Origin of the sequence: Fluctibacter corallii (genome assembly GCF_025751585.1) — a bacterium.
In the GTDB taxonomy this organism is placed as follows: Bacteria; Pseudomonadota; Gammaproteobacteria; order Enterobacterales; family Alteromonadaceae; genus Fluctibacter_A; species Fluctibacter_A corallii.
In genome coordinates this window covers 121,764-141,966 of record NZ_JAOWKX010000009.1, presented here as the reverse complement: position 1 = coordinate 141,966, position 20,203 = coordinate 121,764, and the positions used below count along the sequence as shown (strand labels likewise).

The following is a 20,203-nucleotide window of genomic DNA, read 5'->3' as shown; positions in this document are numbered from 1 at the left end:
TTATTTGAGCAAAGGTTTCAAGAACCGCGCGGTGTGGGAGTGCGTCAGTTCACTTATATATTCTGGCGTACCTTCAGCAATAATTTGACCACCGCCTGAACCGCCTTCAGGCCCAAGGTCGACAATCCAGTCTGCCGTTTTGATCACATCCAAGTTATGCTCAATGACCACCACAGTATTGCCATGATCACGTAAACGATGCAAGACCTGAAGCAATTGTTTTATATCGTGAAAATGCAGCCCGGTGGTTGGTTCGTCAAGAATATAGAGGGTTTGGCCAGTATCACGCTTAGACAATTCTTTTGCCAGCTTGACGCGCTGCGCTTCGCCACCAGAAAGCGTCGTCGCAGATTGTCCCAATCTTATATAAGATAACCCAACGTCCATCAGGGTTTGCAATTTGCGCGCAATGGCAGGGATCACATCAAAAAAGTCACGTGCGTCTTCCACTGTCATCTCAAGTACTTCGTGGATGTTTTTGCCTTTATATTGAATTTCCAAGGTTTCACGGTTGTAGCGCTTGCCTTTACAAACATCACACGGCACATAAATATCTGGCAAAAAATGCATTTCTACTTTGATCACGCCATCGCCCTGACAAGCCTCACAGCGTCCGCCTTTTACATTAAAACTGAAACGTCCAGGCTTGTAGCCTCGTGAGCGCGCTTCTTGCGTGCCCGCAAACAATTCCCGAATTGGCGTAAATATACCTGCATACGTGGCAGGGTTAGAGCGCGGCGTGCGCCCAATCGGGCTTTGATCGATGTCGACCACTTTATCAAGTTGATCCAAGCCTTCAATGGATGTGTAAGGCGATGGCTCACTGGTGGTGGCGTTGTTAAGCTCCCGGTGAGCAATCTTATAAAAGGTATCATTGATAAGGGTGGATTTCCCTGAGCCTGACACACCGGTAATACAGGTCATTAGTCCAATGGGCACCTTCAACGTCACATCTTGAAGGTTATTGCCTGTCGCCCCTTCCAGCACCACCCAGTTGTCGTCTTTGTTTTCATGGCGCTGTGCTGGCACATCAATTTTTTCTCTGCCAGACAAATACTTACCTGTTAGTGAATGTTCACTTTTGCAAATATCATCCAGTGAACCCTCGGCAACAACTTCTCCGCCATGCACACCTGCACCTGGGCCGATATCAACAATGTAATCGGCTTCTTTGATGGCATCTTCATCGTGCTCAACCACCAATACCGTGTTGCCCAAATCACGCAGGTGAGTCAGGGTTTTTAGCAAGCGCTCGTTATCGCGCTGATGTAAACCGATAGACGGTTCATCAAGCACATACATCACGCCCACCAGCCCAGCACCAATCTGACTGGCAAGTCGAATGCGCTGTGCTTCTCCACCGGATAAGGTTTCTGCGCTACGAGACATCGTTAAATAGTTAAGCCCCACATTCACCAAAAACGACAACCGATCATTAATTTCTTTCAGTATTTTTTCTGCAATCTGAGCCCGTTGGCCAGTCAATCTCAACGCATCAAAGAATCCCAACGCATCGGCAATCGACATGTCTGTAATGGTAGGTAGCGTCGTCTCTCCAATAAACACGTTACGCGCTTCAAGACGAAGGCGTGTGCCACCGCAGCCTGTACAACTTTGTTGACTCAAAAATTTGGATAGCTCCTCACGTACCGCGTTTGATTCAGTTTCACGATAGCGACGCTCCATATTCGGGATTACCCCTTCAAATGGATGCTTGCGCTCCATGATGTCGCCGCGATCATTAATGTATTTAAATTTGATTGACGTGCCTTTACTGCCATATAGCACGACGTCTTGCGCTTTTTTGTCTAAAGAAGCAAACGGCTTAGACAAATCAAAGCCATAGTGCTCTGCCACAGCTTGCAACATCTGGAAGTAATAAAAGCTGCGTTTATCCCATCCACGAATAGCACCGCCAGATAGGCTCAATTCGTCATTGGTCACCACACGATGCGGATCAAAGAATTGGCGAGTTCCCAATCCGTCACAGGTTTGGCATGCCCCCGCCGGATTGTTAAATGAAAACAGACGTGGCTCCAACTCTGCCATGCTGTAACCACAGTGAGGACACGCAAAATTCGCAGAAAAAACCAGCTCATCCGTTTCTGGCGCGTCCATAAATGCAATTTTCGCCGTTCCACCAGACAGCTGTAACGCCGTTTCAAACGACTCAGCGAGTCGCAACTTTAGGTCATCTCGCACTTTGAAGCGATCGACGACCACTTCAATGGTGTGCTTTTTGTGTAAGTCGAGTTCAGGTGGATCCGATAAATCACAGACTTCGCCGTCTATTCGCGCTCGAATAAAGCCCTGCGCTGACAGATTTTCAAGGGTTTTAATGTGCTCCCCCTTGCGCTCTTGCACGACAGGACCAAGCAACATAAGTTTGGTGCCTTCTTCCATCTCAAGTACGCGATCCACCATTTGGCTGATAGTTTGTGCGGCTAACGGTACATGATGGTCAGGACAACGCGGCTCCCCCACTCGCGCATACAACAAACGCAAATAATCGTATATTTCAGTAATGGTTCCAACGGTTGAACGTGGATTGTGAGAGGTGGATTTTTGCTCTATCGAAATGGCCGGAGACAAGCCCTCGATGTGATCCACATCGGGCTTTTCCATCATTGACAAAAACTGACGCGCGTAAGCCGACAACGATTCCACATAACGTCTTTGCCCTTCCGCATAAAGGGTGTCAAATGCCAGAGACGACTTTCCTGAACCCGATAAACCAGTGATAACAATCAGCTTATCGCGGGGGAGTTCAAGGTTGACGTTTTTTAAGTTGTGGGTGCGGGCACCACGTACTTCAATTTTATCCATGCTCGAGTTTTCTTTGCGCAGTGAAAAGGAATAAGTATTACACACTCTGTCCTATAGCTCTATGACGATTGTTGCATTACCTATACTGGCTGACATTACACAGGTTTAGATTCCAAAGTGCGTACATCTGAGAAACCAAATCGGCAACTGACACGTAAACAAGAGGCTCATCGTTTGTAGCGCTGCGAAAAACGCAAAATTATGGTAAGCTTCGCGCCCGTTTTAGTGGTTATTTTTTGTCAGACAGGATATTCGTTTGAATCGTACAGAAATTCGCGCAGCGATTTCTCTCGCTAGTGTTTATGTATTGCGCATGCTTGGCTTGTTTATGGTTATGCCGGTGATGGCATTGCTTGCGCAGGATTTTAAAGATTATTCTCCCTTGTTGGTCGGTTTAGCCATTGGTGGCTATGGCCTGACTCAAGCTCTATTGCAAATTCCCATGGGTATGTTGTCTGACCGCATTGGTCGCAAACCTGTGATTCTTCTGGGCCTGGCCTTTTTCGCCATTGGCAGCGGCATTGCAGCAAGCGCAGATTCCCTTCTTTGGGTTGTAATTGGCCGTATGTTACAAGGTACTGGTGCAATCGCGGGCGCGGTCATGGCACTTGCGGGCGACGTAAGCCGAGACAGCGAACGCAGCAAAGTCATGGCGATTATCGGTATCGCTATTGGATTTTCATTTTATGTTTCCCTGCTAATTGGCCCGCCCCTAGCCAACTCGTATGGCCTTGAAGGCATATTCACGGTAACCGCATTTTTAGCAATGGCTGCCATGCCATTGATTTGGTGGGTTGTGCCAAATGCCACCAATAAAGCCCCAAGCGGAGACACGCTGCCTGTTTTAGAGGACATCAAACGCTTGTTCTTTGACCAAAACTTGATGCGTTTGAACATGAGCGTGTGCGTATTGCATATGTTGATTACGATTCTCTTCATGCAACTTCCCGCACTGCTGTCTGCTCATGACTATACGATGGCGTCGCAATGGCAAGTGTACTTGCCTGTTTTGTTACTTTCGATCGTAACGATGGCAGGCCTGATGTCGATGGCGCGTCGAGGCAAGGAAAAAGGTGTACTGCTTAGCGCAGTATTATTGCTCAGTATTGCCTTTCTAGGTTTGGGAATACTTTCGCAACAATTCTTGCTGGTCATGCTCTTTAGTATTGTGTTCTTCACTGGATTTAACTATTTAGAAGCCAACTTCCCAGCCATGGTGTCAGGCATTGCGCCAGCTGGCAAAAAAGGCTCGGCCATGGGCGTGTATGCAAGCTTCCAGTTTTTGGGTGCGTTTATAGGTGGAGCGATGGCAGGCGTCGTCACACAATATGCCTCCGTAGAGGTGCTCTTTGTGGCAACAGCATTCATTTGCCTGCTTTGGGCATTGTGGCTAAAAGGCTTACAAACTCACAGTGCCGCTAAGCGCTTTTCACTGCCTATTGAACTGGCATCGTTCGACGCAAATGTACTCAGTGAACAACTTGGCGCCCTCAAAGGCGTGCAAGATATCACCGTTATTTCAGAAGAGCGTGTCGCCTATTTGAAAGTGAATGGCAATGAGTTCGACATGGGTAAAGCGCAACAAATTGTGAGCACCAACTAAGCACACTTGTGGGCACATGTAAGATACCTGTTGCCCATACTTAAAACAGACAAAACCGTACGTTTAGCCACAGCAAACTGTGGCAGAATGGTTTTGCTTGAGTCATCAAGAGGTTGAGGCGATTTGTCTCAATCTAACCATCATTCAGTAGGACAACCTAAGATTTTCAGGTTACACTACACGGATATCTTCCGGGCTTTTGGTTGTAGTATTAAATACGCGCAACGCCTTTGTCGCTTTATGCAAAGGTCGCGTAAGTGGCGCAGTGTTATATGGTACAGTCTGATCCTCTACGGCACCGGAATCGCGAGAACGAGTTAGGAGTAAACATGGCAAGCAGAGGCGTAAACAAAGTAATTTTGGTGGGTAATCTGGGGCAAGATCCAGAAGTGAGATATATGCCTAATGGCAATGCTGTTGCAAATCTAACCCTCGCAACCAGCGAAAGCTGGAAAGATCAACAAGGTCAGCTTCAAGAGCGTACCGAATGGCACCGTCTAACCATGTATCGCCGTTTGGCAGAAGTCGCGGGCGAATATTTGCGTAAAGGCTCTCAAATTTACGTAGAAGGCAAATTGCAAACACGTAAGTGGCAAGACCAACAAGGCCAAGATCGCTATACGACTGAAATCATCGTAGACCAAATGCAAATGTTGGGTGGCCGTGGCAATGAGCAAAGTAGCGGTGGCTTCCAGCAACAGTCACAGCAAGGCTATCAGCAAGCGGCGGCACCACAAAATCAGGGTTACAATCAGGCCCCTCAGCAAAGCGCGCCTCAGCAGTCAAATAACCAGTTTAGCGGCGGCCAGCAGCAACAAGGTGGATTTAACCAGCAACCTGCATCAGGTGGCAGCCAGAACCGCCCGCAACAGCCAATGTCTGAACCAGATATCAGCTTCGACGACGATATCCCGTTCTAAAAGTTGTAAGACACTAAATGCTGATAAATTTCTAAGAGAGCCGCTATTAAGCGGCTTTCTTGTTGTCGCGAATGCTCAGTTTTGAGTAATAGTGAGAGAAAAACTCTTCTTAATCACAGCATTTAATAACGCGTCTGCTTGTTTCACGCTGCAAGCTAAGATTTTTGACGAAACTTATCTTTAGAAACACCTGCTCGTTAATGTATCAGTGACCATCTTAAACCAAACTTATTCAAGTACTTTTGAAGTCTGGTAGAGTCATTAACTTGCGCCTTCTTTGTTCTACTAACGTTAAATAGCTCGCGCCCAGCTGAAGCCATACTACTGTGTCGCAGACAAACCGAGAGAACATAGTTAAGTTGTTGAATATCGAATTGATCCATCTCTGATATTTTATGGGCAGGTAAGTACTTAGCTATCAAATTATCAGAACTTCTTCCGGCAGGGTTTTCCCAAGCACTTTTTAACCGTTCGATTTCCTCTTGCACGTCATCAATTGAAATGCGGGAGGAATCAGCTAACGTGCAAAGTCTAGTAATCGCGGAGCTCAGATCTCTAAAGTTACCTGACCAAATAGCCTCGGCTGATACCGCGAACTTTTCAAATGCCTCTTTTGCCTCTTTATTAAACTGAACACGTTGACTATTTTTCTGCGTGTAGACTTCAATTTCATAATCTATGTTTGCGGGAATATCTTCTTTGCGCTCTTTGAGTGCAGGCAGTTTATACGTCCACAGATTAATACGAGCTAATAAATCTTCTCTAAATTGACCTTTAGCTACTTCGGATTTGAGGTCTTTATTTGTTCCTGCGATAAGCTGGAAGTCACTTTCAACAGCCTTGTCGCTGCCTACGGGGTGAAACGATTTGTTCTCTATCGCATGTAAGAGCATAGCCTGCTCTTCTATGCCTAGTTCACCTATTTCATCAAGGAACAATACACCTTTATTGGCCGTTAACAGGTAGCCACTTCTTTCTTTCTGTGCTCCTGTGAATGCACCCCGTGTATGACCGAACAATGCAGCCATCGCATTTTCTCCCTTTAGGGTTGCACAGTTCACTGATACTAAGTCACCCTTTAACATGGAGCGACGCTTCTTCAGTTGAAAGATACGGGTAGCCAATTGGCTTTTACCTGCGCCTGTAGGGCCAGTGAGCAACATGGGATCACTTGAACGTATCGCGACTTTTTCTATCTGTGATATGAGTTGATTAAAATTTACATTTTTGGTCTGAATCCCTCCCTTAAGAAACTCCTTTCCTTCTAAATGTTCACCGTCAAATCGTGTCGCTAGCTGATCATATTTAGATAAATCTAAATCGATAATCTGTACTCGCCCTACCGATTTATTCTTATTGTATTTATCTGGAGAAGTTTGAATGAGACGGCCCGGGAAATGGCGGCTTTCAGTCAGTAGAAAGCTACATATTTGGACAACGTGAGTGCCCGTTGTTATGTGGAATAGGTAGTCATTCTGGTCAGTATCGAAAGACTGTTGTTGGCACCAATCATAGAGCTTCGAATATACCTCCTCAAAGTCCCAAGGGTCTTGAAAATTGACGTTATACAAGCTGACTTTCGTTTCTGGAGAAACACTTTCTATATCAACGGCAACATTGTTTGCTAAACGTTCCGAGTGATTGTCGTGCAACATATGAAGCTCGTCGATTATTAAATCCTCTTGGCTACAAAGACTAATATTAGGTCGCCACCTTGCCCATCGATCAACGCGCTTTCCAACAAAATCTAATTGTGAACCGATTAAACTAACAGCTATTGTCTTTCCACCCATTCGTCATATCCATCTAGATATATTAAATATCCATAAGATTACTCATATTGATTTTTTATTTCCATGATAAACATCAATGCATTAGTTGCATTTCTATTTAATCGTTAAATAACAATTAGTTATGATTTTATTTCTCTTTTTATCATTGTCTGGTACACAACTTGATATGTATAAGTTGTCTGATTATGAGGTTGTGATTCAAATATCACTCCGGTGCGCTTTGACCTTACTCATGTAAGTTGTGACTGCGTATACCTAGTCAAACAACTATTTAAGTAGCTCAGAGGATAGAACAACGGCATCAAACCGTTGGCGAAGGTTCGAATCCTTCCTTAAATACAGGTAGCTCAATCAGGTAGAGCAACGACCTTTAACGTCGTTTGTTGTGGGTTCAAATCCCACCCTAAATACAAATTGTAAAATACATAGTTAGTAAGTTGTTGTTGCCAATGACTGACAGACGCAAAAGGCAGACGATTAACAGCAAGCAGGATGCTCCCTGATAATACAAAGCTTTAAACCTTTGTTTGTTAAGCAGTCACCCCTTACTAACACCGTTTTAAACGGAATAAAAAAGGAAATGAAAATGTTTAGAACAACCAAATTAGTAACTGAAAATCAGAGAGTTTTAGTGTTCAAAAACCAGGTGCTGACTGATGTTCTTATGCCAGGAAAGCATAAAATTTGGGATATTAAAAAAGAATATGATTTTGTAACGTTTGATATTAATGAGCTCTATTTTAGTGAGCGAAATGCCGAGCGTTTATACCAAAATGGTGAAGTGCTCAAAGAACATATTTCACACTGGAAGCTAGAAAGTAATCAGGTCGGGTTGCTTTATATTAATGATTTATTAAGGGGCATAGTGGCTCCAAGCGAACATTTATATCTGTGGAAAGACGCTGGTGATATCCGATTGGATACTTTAGTAATTGACGAAGACATAGAGGTTGATGACAAATTAATGTTTTTAATCAACCGAGCGGGAGCAAATACATCTTCTAGGTTGATTAGAAGTGAGCGAACAATAGCTACAAAGCCAATAGCAGATCTAACGGTAACTAAAGATCAAGAGGGTTTATTGTATGTGGATGGTAAGTTAATTAAACGTCTTTCACCAGGTAAACATGCCTACTGGCAGTTTAATCACGATGTGGAATTGAAGACGTTTGATCGCAGAACACAAATGCTCGAGATCTCGGGACAAGAGATTTTAAGTAAGGATCGAGTTAGTTTAAGAATTAACTTAAGTGCAAGCATCAAAATTAAAGACACAGAATTAGTTGCTCAAAGTGTCGATAAGGTCGATGACTATGTTTACAAGACACTGCAACTGGCATTAAGAGAAGCTGTAGGTACTAAGTCATTAGACGATATCCTTTTGGATAAATTATACGTCAATGAAACGGTTAAAGAGTTGGTGGTTCAACAGTTAGACGCTATTGGTGTGACGCTAATTAACGTTGGCGTAAAAGACATCATCTTGCCAGGTGAAATGAAAGCCATATTGAATCAGGTAGTTGAAGCGCAAAAAGCCGCAGAAGCTAACGTGATAAAGCGTAGAGAAGAAACCTCAGCTACGAGAAGCTTACACAACACTGCCAAGGTTATTGAAAACAACCCTACATTAATGCGTCTTAAAGAGCTAGAAGCGCTTGAGAAAGTAGCTGACCGCATTGATAGCCTAACGGTATATGGTGGTCTGGAAGGCTTAACCAATGGCTTAATCAAAATAGCCTAGTGTCTATCACACAAATTAAAGAGTCATCGCGAAGCTGCCACGTTGTTGATTGGTAGCTCCGCTGAAGGGAAAGTAAAGAATTTAGGAAATCGTTATGTGTAAGAATTACAACGTAATTGAAAGCGAAGGAATGGCAACAATTAAGGCGTGGACCAAAGGTGTGCCGTTTGAAGAGCAAGCTCAGCAGCAATTGAGAAACATTGCGGGTATGCCATTGATTCATTCACATATTGCTGTGATGCCAGATGTACATATGGGGAAAGGAGCGACAATTGGAAGCGTTATTCCTTCTATTGACGCTGTGATCCCAGCTGCAGTGGGAGTTGATATTGGCTGCGGTATGGTCGCTACAAAAACGACGCTTACTGCAAGCCAGTTACCTGACAATCTTTTGGGTATTAGAAATGCATTTGAGGCGGCTGTACCTCATGGAAGAACTAGTGGAAGACGAGGCCGTAAAGGAAGCTCTAGAGATAGAGGAGCATGGCATAACATCCCTGATGTAGTTGCAGGAGAGTGGAAAAAACTGGAAGCCAGATTTGAAAAAATCTGCCAGAAACATCCAGCTATTCGAAAAAGTAATCATGTAAATCACCTTGGAACTATGGGTACAGGGAATCATTTCTTGGAACTGTGTTTGGATGAAAACGACGCAGTCTGGATTATGTTGCACTCAGGAAGCCGTGGTGTCGGTAACCGAATTGGCACTTACTTTATTGAGCTGGCCAAAAAAGAAATGGAGCGTCATCAAATTAACCTCCCAGATATGGATTTGTCTTACTTGTCTGAAGGAAGTGACTACTTTGATGACTATGTTGAGGCTGTGGAGTGGGCGCAAGATTTTGCCAAGAAAAACCGAGAGATCATGATGTTTAATGCAATTGCAGCGCTGCGTAAAGCGCTCCCTGTAGAATTCTCGACAGCTGAGTTGGCAGTGAATTGTCATCACAACTATATCTCACGTGAAAAGCATTTTGGTAAAAACTGTTTTGTTACTCGTAAAGGAGCGGTGAGAGCTGAAAAGGGAGAAATGGGGATCATTCCTGGAAGTATGGGAGCTCGTTCTTTCATTGTTCGTGGCCTTGGGAACCCAGAGAGCTTTAACAGCTGTAGTCATGGTGCAGGTAGGGTGATGTCGCGTACTAAAGCCAAAAAAGTATTTAGCGTTAAAGATCAAATTGAAGCGACGCAAGGAGTGGAATGCCGTAAGGATGAGTCTGTAATAGATGAAATTCCACATGCCTATAAAGATATTGAAAAAGTAATGGATGCGCAAAAAGACTTAGTGGAAGTTGTGTATACGCTGAAGCAAGTGGTTTGTGTGAAAGGATAGGAAGCAGAATGTCCTTTTTAGTAATTGATGGTTCTCAAGGAGAGGGAGGCGGACAAGTGCTAAGGACAGCGCTTACGCTATCTATTTTGACTAAAACACCAATTGAATTGGTAAATATTAGGGCAAATAGGAATAGACCTGGGCTTCTGCGTCAGCATTTAACGTCTGTAAAAGCAGCGCAAGAAATTAGCGGTGCTAAAACCGAAGGGGCCGAATTAGGGGCTAAACGCATCAGGTTTTCACCAGGTAATGTAAAACCTGGAGATTATCACTTTGTGATTGGTACTGCTGGTAGCACTGTTTTGGTTGCACAGACAATATTTCCTGTGCTGGCTTTAGCTAATAGCCCTTCGACAGTTACGTTCGAAGGAGGAACGCATAATGGTATGTCTCCTTCTCTTTGCTTCTTTAAAGAGTCGTATTTAGCGGTTCTCAAGAAGATGGGAGTTAACACCAAAGTGGATACTCATTCTTTAGGGTTTTATCCAGCTGGAGGAGGCAAGTGGCAGTTAACTATTGAACCAATAGAGGAATTCAAAGCGCTCAAACTGTTAACGGCAGGAAGTGATTTTGAACAGGAGCAACAGAATTGCTCCTTTAAAGCATTAATGAGCGATTTACCTGACTCCATTGGTCAAAAAGAAGTGACCGCAGGTAGAAAAGCGTTGAGCTGGAATGAAGCTGAGGGGGATGTGGAGCGACATAAAACTAATGGGCCAGGCAATAGTTTTCAGACGAAGATAAAAGGTGATGTGTTTACGAGTTTGTTCGAACAAGTCGGTGAGCTAGAAGTGTCCTCGGAACGAGTCGCTAAACGTTGTGTTGGCCGAGTTAAAAAGTTCTTAAAAGTAGGAGCTTCAGTTGAAGAACACTTGGCAGATCAGTTGCTCCTGCCAATGGCATTAGCAGGACAGGGAGAATTCACCACAACAGAACCAAGTATGCATACTAAAACCAATATCGAGGTGATTGAGCAGTTCTTGGATATAAACATACAGGCTAGTCAAGAAGAAGAAGGTCGTTGGCGTATTAAAGTGAGTAGGTAAAATGGAAGATAGAAAATTAACAATCAATGTTGAAGAAGCAATTGACGAGGAAGTACGTGCAGAGATAATGCGTCGTATCGTTGAAGCAGAAAAAGAACACGATGTTACGGTGCTTTATGCCATTGAATCTGGCAGTCGGGCTTGGGGATTTTCTAGCCCAAACAGCGATTATGATGTGCGTTTTATCTATGTTCATAAGAAAGACTGGTATCTTTCAGTAGATCTTGAAGATAGACGCGACGTTATTGAATATCCAATAGTCGACGAAATAGATATCAATGGTTGGGATCTGCGCAAAGCTTTAAAACTATTTTGGAAGTCAAATCCTGCTTTTATTGAATGGCTACAGTCTCCAATCATCTATGTAGATGACGGTTATTTTGCTCAAAGGGCTAGAGAGTTAATGCCGACTATAGCCTCTTCGCACAAAGGGATATATCACTACTTACATATGGCGAAAGGTAACTTTCGAGAGTATTTGAAAAAGGATTTAGTGCCTTTGAAAAAATATTTCTATGTGTTGAGACCGTTGCTCGCCATCATGTGGCTAGAAAAATATGACAAGCCTGCACCAATAGAATTTGAGGAGCTACGCAAGTTAGTTGCCCATAATGAAAAGTTAGATGAGGCTATAACTGATTTATTAGCTCGCAAAAGAGTAAGTTTAGAAAAAGAGTATGCACCAGCGATTCCGGTAATAAACGAGTTTATCGAATCAGAGTTAACTCGTCATGAAAACTATGCAGCAAGTAACAAAGGACGAGGAGCTCAATTTGAATCACTAAACCTACTATTCAAGGCGGTATTGGAAAGGAACGAAAATCTTCCCGTTTAAAACGGGGAGATTGAAAGCGAAGAGAAGGAAGAGAACTGTGGCTGACATAGAAAAATTAGAGCTGAAGATATCTGCCGCATTAAAAGAATTTGTTGATTCGACAAAGTCATCAAGCAAGGTAGTGGCGGATATATCCTCTGTGCTTGACGCAACATCTGAGTTGCCTTTGGCTAATTTAGAATACTGGGAGAGGTATATTCGAGATGAATATGATAATGCGTTGGCATCAGGTTACTCGAATAGATGGAAATTTTGGGAGAGCAACACACCTAGAATTACGCTATTAGATTTATGCAGTTGGGACGGATATAGAAGAGAGAAAGCGCTAAGAACCATTAGTGAGAAGGTTCCTAACAAGTTGTTTTTGGCACTTGTCCTGAGACGGTTAAATGACTGGGTTCCACAAGTAAGGCAAGCTGCACAAGATGCTCTTGCTAAGGTGCTTGTTAACACAGAGCCTTCTTATGTGGCTGAGGTGATCTGCTTTACGCTTAGCCATTGGTCTTCGTGGCAGCGAATTGACGATTCAAATAGAAAAACTTTGCTTAATGCTTTGGACAATAAAGAAATAGCTAAGCAGGTGAAGTCAAAGTTAGTTAACTCAGCAGCAGGGCCTTTAGCTTCGATTTTGTCGGAAGTTGGCCGCACTGATGCTTTAGATGACAGCCTTGAGGAAATTGCCACCAGTGCTATTCAACCTTCTTTGCGGGCAAAGGCTTATAGAAGTTTATTTGAAGGCAAAATAAGCTGGTTTGAGGGGCGAGTATGGGAATGGACAGATCGCAGATACAACGAAGGTCGGATGAAACCAATTGTAGCTGAACGTAATTTATCGTGCAGGGTTCCGCTTTTGCCAACACTGCTTTTAGCTTCAAATGATCGCTCATCTTTAGTGCGAAGAGTTGCTGCCGAAATTCTAATTAAAGAGTTGGACAACCTTGGTAGTGATTCATCGGTTTTAGCAGATAAGTTCGCTATTGACCGAGCTGCTGCTGTCGCTGAACGAGGCAAATTTGCTTTAAAGAAATTAGCTGGTGATACGCTGTTCTAAATGAAGAAAGTTACCTAGCTAATACCCTAGATAAATTGAATTGAGACTGTAAATAGTTATGTGTAACTGCCTATCAATGCATACCGTTTTGGGATAGAGGATAGGCACATGAACAAGAAAGAGCTTGAGGCCTTTGGGAAAGAGGCAGCAAAAAATATCAAGACTCCAAGTCACCTACCTTCATTCCAAAATCAGCTTCTTTAATAATTGCAATGATCTCTGATTAAAGGCAATTAGCAACCACAAACTGCGGTATGCATACCAAGCCCAGCCATGTTGCTGGGCTGTCGCGGCTTAGTCTTATAACAATTAACTTATCATGCTATTTCTGCGTATTTCAGCAGTGTGACTGCACTTAACCCAATGAAATAAATACCAAATAATGATTTTTGTCACGCCGCTCGTTGTCGCGAGTACAAGTAAAGGCCAACCATTTTCGAGCCCCATACTAAACGCGAATGCGATAGTTGATATATCCATCATCAGAATGAACTGACTCATTGTTAAGTCAACGGCGCCAGTAGAACCAGAACGAACAATAAGCCTGATTTGATGGAAGTAGCCTTGCGCTATCAGTATTGAGACCACCAAAATAATGATTGTCGAAACAGTCCTACCTTCATCTGCGAAGGTTTCGCCAATGAATAATCCAGCTACGCCGAGCGCTAATGCTATACATGCGAATCCCACACTTGCCCGCGACGCGCGAGTTTTCCGGTCCTTGAAGATCTCCAGCAATATGAGGAGTACCAATATGGATGCGATTAGGCGCGGCCAAACGATGTAGTGATTGAAGGGCTCAATTGAATATCCATAAATGAAAAACGATAGGTAAGCTAAGTAGCTGACTGAAAACTGATTAAGCGACAATAGCGCAGTCGGGCTGCTATTACCGGTTGGATGCGTTTTTCTTTGCCAAATTGTTCTTAATTGTGAAAAAACCCCAATAAGGCTACCAATAATCAACAGTGTATTTACTGTTCCAAAAATTGTATATGCAGTCAAAGTATTACCCCATTATTTTTGTCGACAATATAACTTGGAAAATGACTTTATTATCATACATATTCTTTATTAACACTATTATTGTCGACAATGATACCAATTTGACATACAGTCTGTTCACTGTAAATCGTTAACAAAGAGGAGAACTGCGTGAGCAAGGTGGTAGTAATTACAGGTAGTAGCAGAGGCATTGGCGCACGTTCAGCACAGCTATTTGCACAGAAGGGGTATAGTGTAGTTATCAATTACCTGCATGCGAAAACGCACGCTGAAGCGTTAAAAAGTACGCTGAGTCAATGGGATACGCCTTGTGTAGCCGTGCAAGCCGACGTGTCACGAGAAGAAGATGTGTGTCGTTTGTTTCAAGAAGCAGATAAATTAGGCGAACTAGCGGTGCTAGTAAACAATGCCGGCGTCTTGGATAAACAGTCACGTTTAGCGAACATCTCTTTGGAACGCTTCAGGCACATATTAGATGTTAACCTGTTGTCATGTTTTTTATGCACACAAGCCGCCATCAAGCGTATGTCGACAAAAAATGGGGGAGCAGGAGGAAGCATCGTGAATGTCTCATCAGCAGCTGCGAAAACAGGCGCACCAAATGAATATGTAGATTATGCCGCTTCAAAAGCAGCCATAGATGCGCTAACTCGTGGGGTCGCCTTAGAGGTAGCTGAAGAAGGTATTCGCGTTAATGCTGTGCGACCTGGCCTGATTTACACAGAGATGCATGCATTAGGCGGTGAGCCAAACCGCGTCGATAGAATAAAAAGCAAATTGCCATTGAAAAGGGGCGGCACGGCCGAGGAAGTGGCTGAAGCTATTTTCTGGCTAGCGTCAGATAGGTCATCTTTTACCACTGGCAGTTTTCTTGATGTAGCGGGTGGCCTATAAGCCACAAAATTGCCAGATTTGCAGCTATTAGCTCTGAAATTAATATATAAATTTAATTTTTAAACAACTGATTTTTAATGACCCAATTTTCAATATAACTCACCATCGTTTTTGACATTGGCTCAATAGGCCTATAGTAAAGTTCTACAGCACCATTTGTTGTTTCTTGGAAAATATGGTTCATATTTGGCATGATATGTGACTCGATATGAACATTTACTTTACTCATATTTAGTAATTTTGAATTTTTGGAGGCTTCTACTTGAACATCTTTACCACCAAAAAGCACTAAAGTGGGTTTGCGTATACGAGAAATAATATTCATCGGCTTTGCCTTAATAAAATCTCTATCAGAAGCACCCAAAAGCGAATTGTCGGTAAGTTGACGAACTAAGTTTAACTTCCACTCCATAAGTAATTTTTTATCTTCCGAGCCCAGATCCTCCCAAATTTCATCAATATGTTCATTGACTTTTAACTTTGTTGTAATTACATCACTATTAGCTATAACTTCTTCGTATATAACATCCATAGTTGACAATATGAGCGTTTTCGCCTTTTTTGAGAGAGCCATTTTACCAATGGCAATTCGGTTTTGGTCTCTAATAAGATCTACACCATCTGCTATCGGCGGTGCTAGCATAACAATGAACTTTACATGTTGGCTACTAGAGGCTTCAGCCGCCCTCAAGGAACCTTCACTATGACCCATAAGACCTATTGAATAGTTAGAGAACTCAGGACGATTCGAGAGATTATCAATTATTGTGTAAAGATCATCTAGCTGGTCTTTAAGACTTGTAAACATGAAATCTCCCTTAGAGCTTCCAGTTCCTCGTTTATCATACGAGAAAACGCTAAAGCCTAGTGAGTTCAGATGGTTAGTTAAAACTTCGAATGTCTTATGCCCCGCCACAATTTGTTCTCGAGTATGGGGCCCAGAACCATGACATAAAATTAAGAGTGTTTGCAAATCGTTTCCTTTTGGAAAACTTAAAGTGCCAGATAACTTCCCTTCGATTCCTTTAAACGACAGATGTTCAGTTCGATAAGAAGGTGAGCCACTCCCTTCAACCCTCTTATAAAGCTTCAACTTTAGTTCAATATCTCCTTGCTTCCATAAGCCAAATATAAACGGACCACCAGCATGAACAATTATTTCACCTTTAAAATTTACATCCAATATTGATGATACTAGCGTAATGGAACTATTCTCGTTTTTAACTACCTCAGCAGGTATATTATAGGCATTTTGGCTAGGGCTATCTATAAATGCCCTTCCATCGGCAGCATCAATACGAAAAATCAGAGGAAAATCTTGACCTTGGTAAGAAAGAAGTCCATACCAATTTCCAGACACATTCGATTCGCTTCCAGCAAATGAGCTGAATGTATACATCATATTAATAAAAAATAAAAATTTATAAAGTCTAAATCTCTTTGAACTGGTCATAATCAGCGCTCCATGACAATGATCATTTTTTATACGAATTTGCTTGCAATGGTCAAATAATAGGCTAAGATACCTTCAATTAACAAGGAAATATATAAAGGATTATAATATGGACATCATTCCGACGTCTTTCTATCAAGACAAACCAGATATATTAACTATTCTTACAACATATCGCTGCAATGCAGCATGTGCTGAGTGCTGCTTCGAGTCAAACCCCAAAGTCAAGGGGAGATTGTCGCTTAGAGAAATAACTAAGCAAATTAATGATGCCCATGAGAAATTTAAATCTCTTAAACTTGTTGTCTTTAGTGGTGGAGAATGTTTCCTTCTAAAAAATGATCTATATAAATCAATAAAAGAGGCAGCCAGTTTAAATCTTATGACAAGATGTGTAACTAATGGTTTCTGGGGTAAAACTAGAGATAACTCAGAAAAGGTTGCGGATATGTTGCAGCAATCTGGTCTTACCGAAATCAATTTCAGTACAGGTCTTGATCATCAAAAATGGGTTCCTATTGAATCTGTCGTGAATTCTGCCATATCAACTAGCGATCGCGATATATTTACATTAATAACCGTAGAGAAAGATACTCAAGATTCTGACTTTCTGGAAAAAATAATTAACCACACTAAGCTGAAAGAAAAAATTTATAGTGGCAAAATATTGGTTCAGTCAAACTCATGGATGCCATTCAGAGAAAATCATATAGAGAGAGGAGAGCAGCTAGATTCAAATACATTGAGAAAGGGTTGTGATCAAGTTTTTAAGAATGTAGTAGTTACACCCCACAATTTACTAAGTGCTTGTTGTGGATTAACTTTGGAACACATACCTGAAATGAAATTGGGAGACTTGGGCTCAAATAGCATAGAAACCTTATACAATTCTCAGAAAAATGATTTTTTAAAGCATTGGATCCACACAGACGGACCATATGCAATTATAGAGAAAGTGATGGGTTCTGAATTTATTAATAATGAGATGCCAAATTTTAGCCACATATGTCAAGCTTGCGTTTTTCTTCATAAAGACGAAAGGATAGTTAAGAAATTAAAATCTGAATATAAAAAATATATACCCGAAACAGTCTTTAAAATCTCCCTGAATACAAAGGTAGGAAATAACAATGATCAGCTATGACATAGAACTAAAAACAACTATTACTTTTTTCATGATATCTGTTTTAGTACCAGGGTTGATAGTTTTATTACCCGCACTTATAACAAATCAAAAATTAGTAAAAACCATATCTTATGGGACATTTGCAGCACTTTTATTAGCTTTCTTATTCTTTTTATTAACAATAAGCAAGAATAGAATAACGAAAGATTCAAAAGAAATATATATAAAAGCGGCTTTTTATAACATAAAAATACCAAATGAGAATGTGGATGACATTTTCATTTTAAAAAGTGAAAAACTAGGAAGTTATGCTCCAAATTTAAGGATAAATGGCATTGGATTACCAAGCTACAAATCGGGATGGTTTGAAGATGTAGAAGGAAGAAAATCCTTTCTATTATTGGTCGATGGGTATGCTGAAGTTACTGTGCTTAAATTGCATGACTATCAAGTCTTAATATCAGGTAACTTACTTGATTTCTTATCCAGTTCTAACATAGGAGATGAATAAAATGGATAGAAAGAAAAAAGCAACCAAGTCATTAGGCATTACAGTCGCAGCCGCATCACTTGCTATTCCTGTTACAGACCTTACTGCGAGCGAAAATCAATTAGATCATCGAGCCAGCCTTTACGGTAAGCCCATGAGCCTTTTCGGTCGAGATGCGGCAAAGGATAGCTTAACTAGGAAAAAAATAAGGCTAGAATTAAGTGGATTAAACTTTTCCGCCGATATGCTTGAACAATTACAGGAAGTTTCTTTACTTTGGCATCATGTATTGACAGACGAAAGTAAACGTAACAAATTTTTATATGATACAGAACGATTTTTATCTGAGTATTCTCTCCCTGAATATTTGCTAGAAGAACGCTCAGTGGAAATTAAAATCATGAAGGCCACGCTCTCTCCTCCAATGCAAGAGGCTCTGATTAAAGGAGATTACACCGCTTATCTTTCCGAGTTGGCGAATATGGGTTTAATTGGAAAAGGAGCTCGAAAATCAGAGCTTTCAGAGAAAGTATCATCAGCATTGCTGGAAAATTCGGACAAATTAAACCAAGCCCTCATGTCTAAATCACTTAAAGATTCAGATATAAATGAATTACATAACATAATCTCAAATATTCTGGGTGAAGATTACGGGCTATCTACAAACGGCGTTGCAGTGGCTGCGGTAGTGGTGTTGGCGGTAGCGGCAACATATGTATCAGTAGCGGTAAACGTAGTAGCAGCTTTAAACGTGGGGGTAACTGTTGCGGTTGGAGTTTCTACGGTTGCGGCCGTTCACTCGTCTGTAGGTGTAAGCGGTGGCGGTGGCGGTGGCGGAAAAGACCCATGCAAAGTTGTTAAATGCATCACGCCTGTAAGTGATGACAAATCTAATGGAAGCTACAGTTCAATACAAGAGAACCTCAACAGTAGCTGGGTTTTAAGTAAGCTATCACAGTTGGATCCATATATTGTAGACGAGGCGAGTTTGATATTAAACATGACTAAAAATTCCCCTGATATTGCAGAAAAGGAACTAAAACGATTATTCGATGAACAATCTATAAAAATTGTGAATGCCCTCGAAGATAGCGGTACACTGACACTCGACTCTCACAAAAAAGCGAGATTGCAAGAGGCTATTTCTGAATTTACTTTAGGCTTCACGCAGAAGCAATAAACTCGAAGCTAGATGTGATTGAAGTGTGTATAGGAAGTTACACTTTAATCTTAGTCACCTATCCCTTTTTCTAAAAATATAGCAAACATGTAGTCTAATTTTCAATCACCAAAGTCATATGTACTATCAAAACTAAGATTAGTACTTAATCCAAAGATTGCTGGATGTTCGATTTGCAGTAGCCAATCATAGGGAGAATATGAAAAACTTAGGGCTTTTCTACGTTTAAACACATCAGGTTGTATATGGCACTCACTAAAGAAGAATTTGAACTGATTGATACCGCCATCAAAGTTGGGCTGGGTGCAGGGATCACCGGCGTATTTACCTATTTAATTGCCAGAAGCACAACCAAACGTGAGCTTGAAAAACAATACGCCACCAAGCAACAAGAATTTTTAGAAAATGTGTCGCTGGATATTGAAGCATTTCACCATGCCCTACTCACTTACCACTCACGCATTACAGAGCGAGTCAATGTATTGAGTGAAGGCAAATCCTTCTCAGAAAAACGTGAAAATGCGATAACCGAAGCGCGTGATGAAATGTACTCGCTAGCCAAAGGCCTAAGCAGCGCGGAAGCACGTTTATTATTAATGGGAAGCCATGAGGCGCAGCAGCTCGTACGTAAGTACGGAGAGAGCGGCACCGAATTTTACAGCTATGCCTCTCGAAACAACACCGAAATGACAAAAGACGAGCTCAATACCAAAAAGGAACTCTGTGTTGAGCGTCGTATGCAAATATACAACGTGCTGCATTCTGAACTGAAACAGGTTTCGCTAAAACCAAGTTGGTTAACCCGCATTTACTATTGGTTTAAAGCAAAGTATGTGTGATCGAAGCAGGCCATAAAACTAAAAAACCGGCAGAAACGCCGGCTTTTAGGAATGTATAAGACACCACG

At 41.9% G+C, this 20,203-nt stretch carries 16 protein-coding genes; 12 read left to right on the top strand and 4 right to left on the bottom strand.

Going from position 1 to position 20,203, the window contains the following annotated elements; all coding sequences use genetic code 11:
* On the bottom strand, positions 1-2,826 hold the full coding sequence (gene uvrA / locus OE749_RS16330; protein WP_263713548.1) for an excinuclease ABC subunit UvrA: 2,826 nt from the start codon (positions 2,824-2,826) through the stop codon (positions 1-3).
* Between the two features lie 256 nt (positions 2,827-3,082).
* On the opposite strand from uvrA, the gene OE749_RS16325 reads away from it, so the two are divergent.
* Positions 3,083-4,429: an MFS transporter gene (locus tag OE749_RS16325; RefSeq protein ID WP_263713547.1), complete on the top strand. Its 1,347-nt coding sequence runs from the start codon at positions 3,083-3,085 to the stop codon at positions 4,427-4,429.
* 329 nt (positions 4,430-4,758) lie between these two features.
* The gene (gene ssb / locus OE749_RS16320) at positions 4,759-5,349 is read left to right on the top strand and encodes a single-stranded DNA-binding protein (protein WP_263713546.1); all 591 of its coding nucleotides are present in this window, start codon (positions 4,759-4,761) and stop codon (positions 5,347-5,349) included.
* A gap of 197 nt (positions 5,350-5,546) precedes the next feature.
* Here the strand turns inward: ssb and rtcR are convergent, their stop codons facing one another.
* Positions 5,547-7,142 carry an RNA repair transcriptional activator RtcR gene (rtcR, locus tag OE749_RS16315; protein ID WP_263713545.1) on the bottom strand — a complete coding sequence of 532 codons (1,596 nt, stop codon included), beginning with the start codon at positions 7,140-7,142 and terminating at the stop codon, positions 5,547-5,549.
* Positions 7,143-7,728: 586 nt separating this feature from the next.
* On the opposite strand from rtcR, the gene OE749_RS16310 reads away from it, so the two are divergent.
* From OE749_RS16310 to OE749_RS16290, 5 genes are all read left to right on the top strand, one after another.
* Positions 7,729-8,883 (top strand): slipin family protein, encoded by a 1,155-nt coding sequence (locus tag OE749_RS16310; RefSeq protein ID WP_263713544.1) that lies wholly within the window; start codon positions 7,729-7,731, stop codon positions 8,881-8,883.
* Between the two features lie 94 nt (positions 8,884-8,977).
* Positions 8,978-10,216 carry an RtcB family protein gene (locus OE749_RS16305; RefSeq protein ID WP_263713543.1) on the top strand — a complete coding sequence of 413 codons (1,239 nt, stop codon included), beginning with the start codon at positions 8,978-8,980 and terminating at the stop codon, positions 10,214-10,216.
* A gap of 8 nt (positions 10,217-10,224) precedes the next feature.
* Positions 10,225-11,262 (top strand): RNA 3'-terminal phosphate cyclase, encoded by a 1,038-nt coding sequence (gene rtcA / locus OE749_RS16300; RefSeq protein ID WP_263713542.1) that lies wholly within the window; start codon positions 10,225-10,227, stop codon positions 11,260-11,262.
* Position 11,263: 1 nt separating this feature from the next.
* A complete protein-coding gene (locus OE749_RS16295; RefSeq protein WP_263713541.1) occupies positions 11,264-12,097 on the top strand; it encodes a nucleotidyltransferase domain-containing protein in 834 nt (277 codons plus the stop codon).
* A 37-nt stretch (positions 12,098-12,134) separates the two neighbouring features.
* Positions 12,135-13,148, top strand: a complete 1,014-nt coding sequence (locus OE749_RS16290) for a hypothetical protein (RefSeq protein ID WP_263713540.1) — start codon at positions 12,135-12,137, stop codon at positions 13,146-13,148.
* A gap of 309 nt (positions 13,149-13,457) precedes the next feature.
* Here the strand turns inward: OE749_RS16290 and OE749_RS16285 are convergent, their stop codons facing one another.
* Complete coding sequence (locus tag OE749_RS16285; protein ID WP_263713539.1) at positions 13,458-14,153, bottom strand: hypothetical protein; 696 nt, start codon at positions 14,151-14,153, stop codon at positions 13,458-13,460.
* A 150-nt stretch (positions 14,154-14,303) separates the two neighbouring features.
* On the opposite strand from OE749_RS16285, the gene OE749_RS16280 reads away from it, so the two are divergent.
* On the top strand, positions 14,304-15,047 hold the full coding sequence (locus OE749_RS16280; RefSeq protein WP_263713538.1) for an SDR family oxidoreductase: 744 nt from the start codon (positions 14,304-14,306) through the stop codon (positions 15,045-15,047).
* Between the two features lie 52 nt (positions 15,048-15,099).
* Here OE749_RS16280 and OE749_RS16275 read toward each other — a convergent pair whose 3' ends face one another.
* Positions 15,100-16,500, bottom strand: a complete 1,401-nt coding sequence (locus OE749_RS16275; protein ID WP_263713537.1) for an alpha/beta hydrolase family protein — start codon at positions 16,498-16,500, stop codon at positions 15,100-15,102.
* A 109-nt stretch (positions 16,501-16,609) separates the two neighbouring features.
* On the opposite strand from OE749_RS16275, the gene OE749_RS16270 reads away from it, so the two are divergent.
* The 4 genes from OE749_RS16270 (at position 16,610) to OE749_RS16255 (ending at position 20,135) form a co-directional block, all read left to right on the top strand.
* Positions 16,610-17,644, top strand: a complete 1,035-nt coding sequence (locus OE749_RS16270; protein WP_263713536.1) for a radical SAM protein — start codon at positions 16,610-16,612, stop codon at positions 17,642-17,644.
* Positions 17,631-18,137 carry a PH domain-containing protein gene (locus OE749_RS16265; protein ID WP_263713535.1) on the top strand — a complete coding sequence of 169 codons (507 nt, stop codon included), beginning with the start codon at positions 17,631-17,633 and terminating at the stop codon, positions 18,135-18,137. The genes OE749_RS16270 and OE749_RS16265 overlap by 14 nt, the downstream gene beginning before the upstream one ends.
* 1 nt (position 18,138) lies before the next feature.
* Positions 18,139-19,296 carry a hypothetical protein gene (locus OE749_RS16260; protein WP_263713534.1) on the top strand — a complete coding sequence of 386 codons (1,158 nt, stop codon included), beginning with the start codon at positions 18,139-18,141 and terminating at the stop codon, positions 19,294-19,296.
* Between the two features lie 245 nt (positions 19,297-19,541).
* Positions 19,542-20,135, top strand: a complete 594-nt coding sequence (locus OE749_RS16255; RefSeq protein WP_263713533.1) for a hypothetical protein — start codon at positions 19,542-19,544, stop codon at positions 20,133-20,135.
* Positions 20,136-20,203 lie beyond the last annotated feature (68 nt).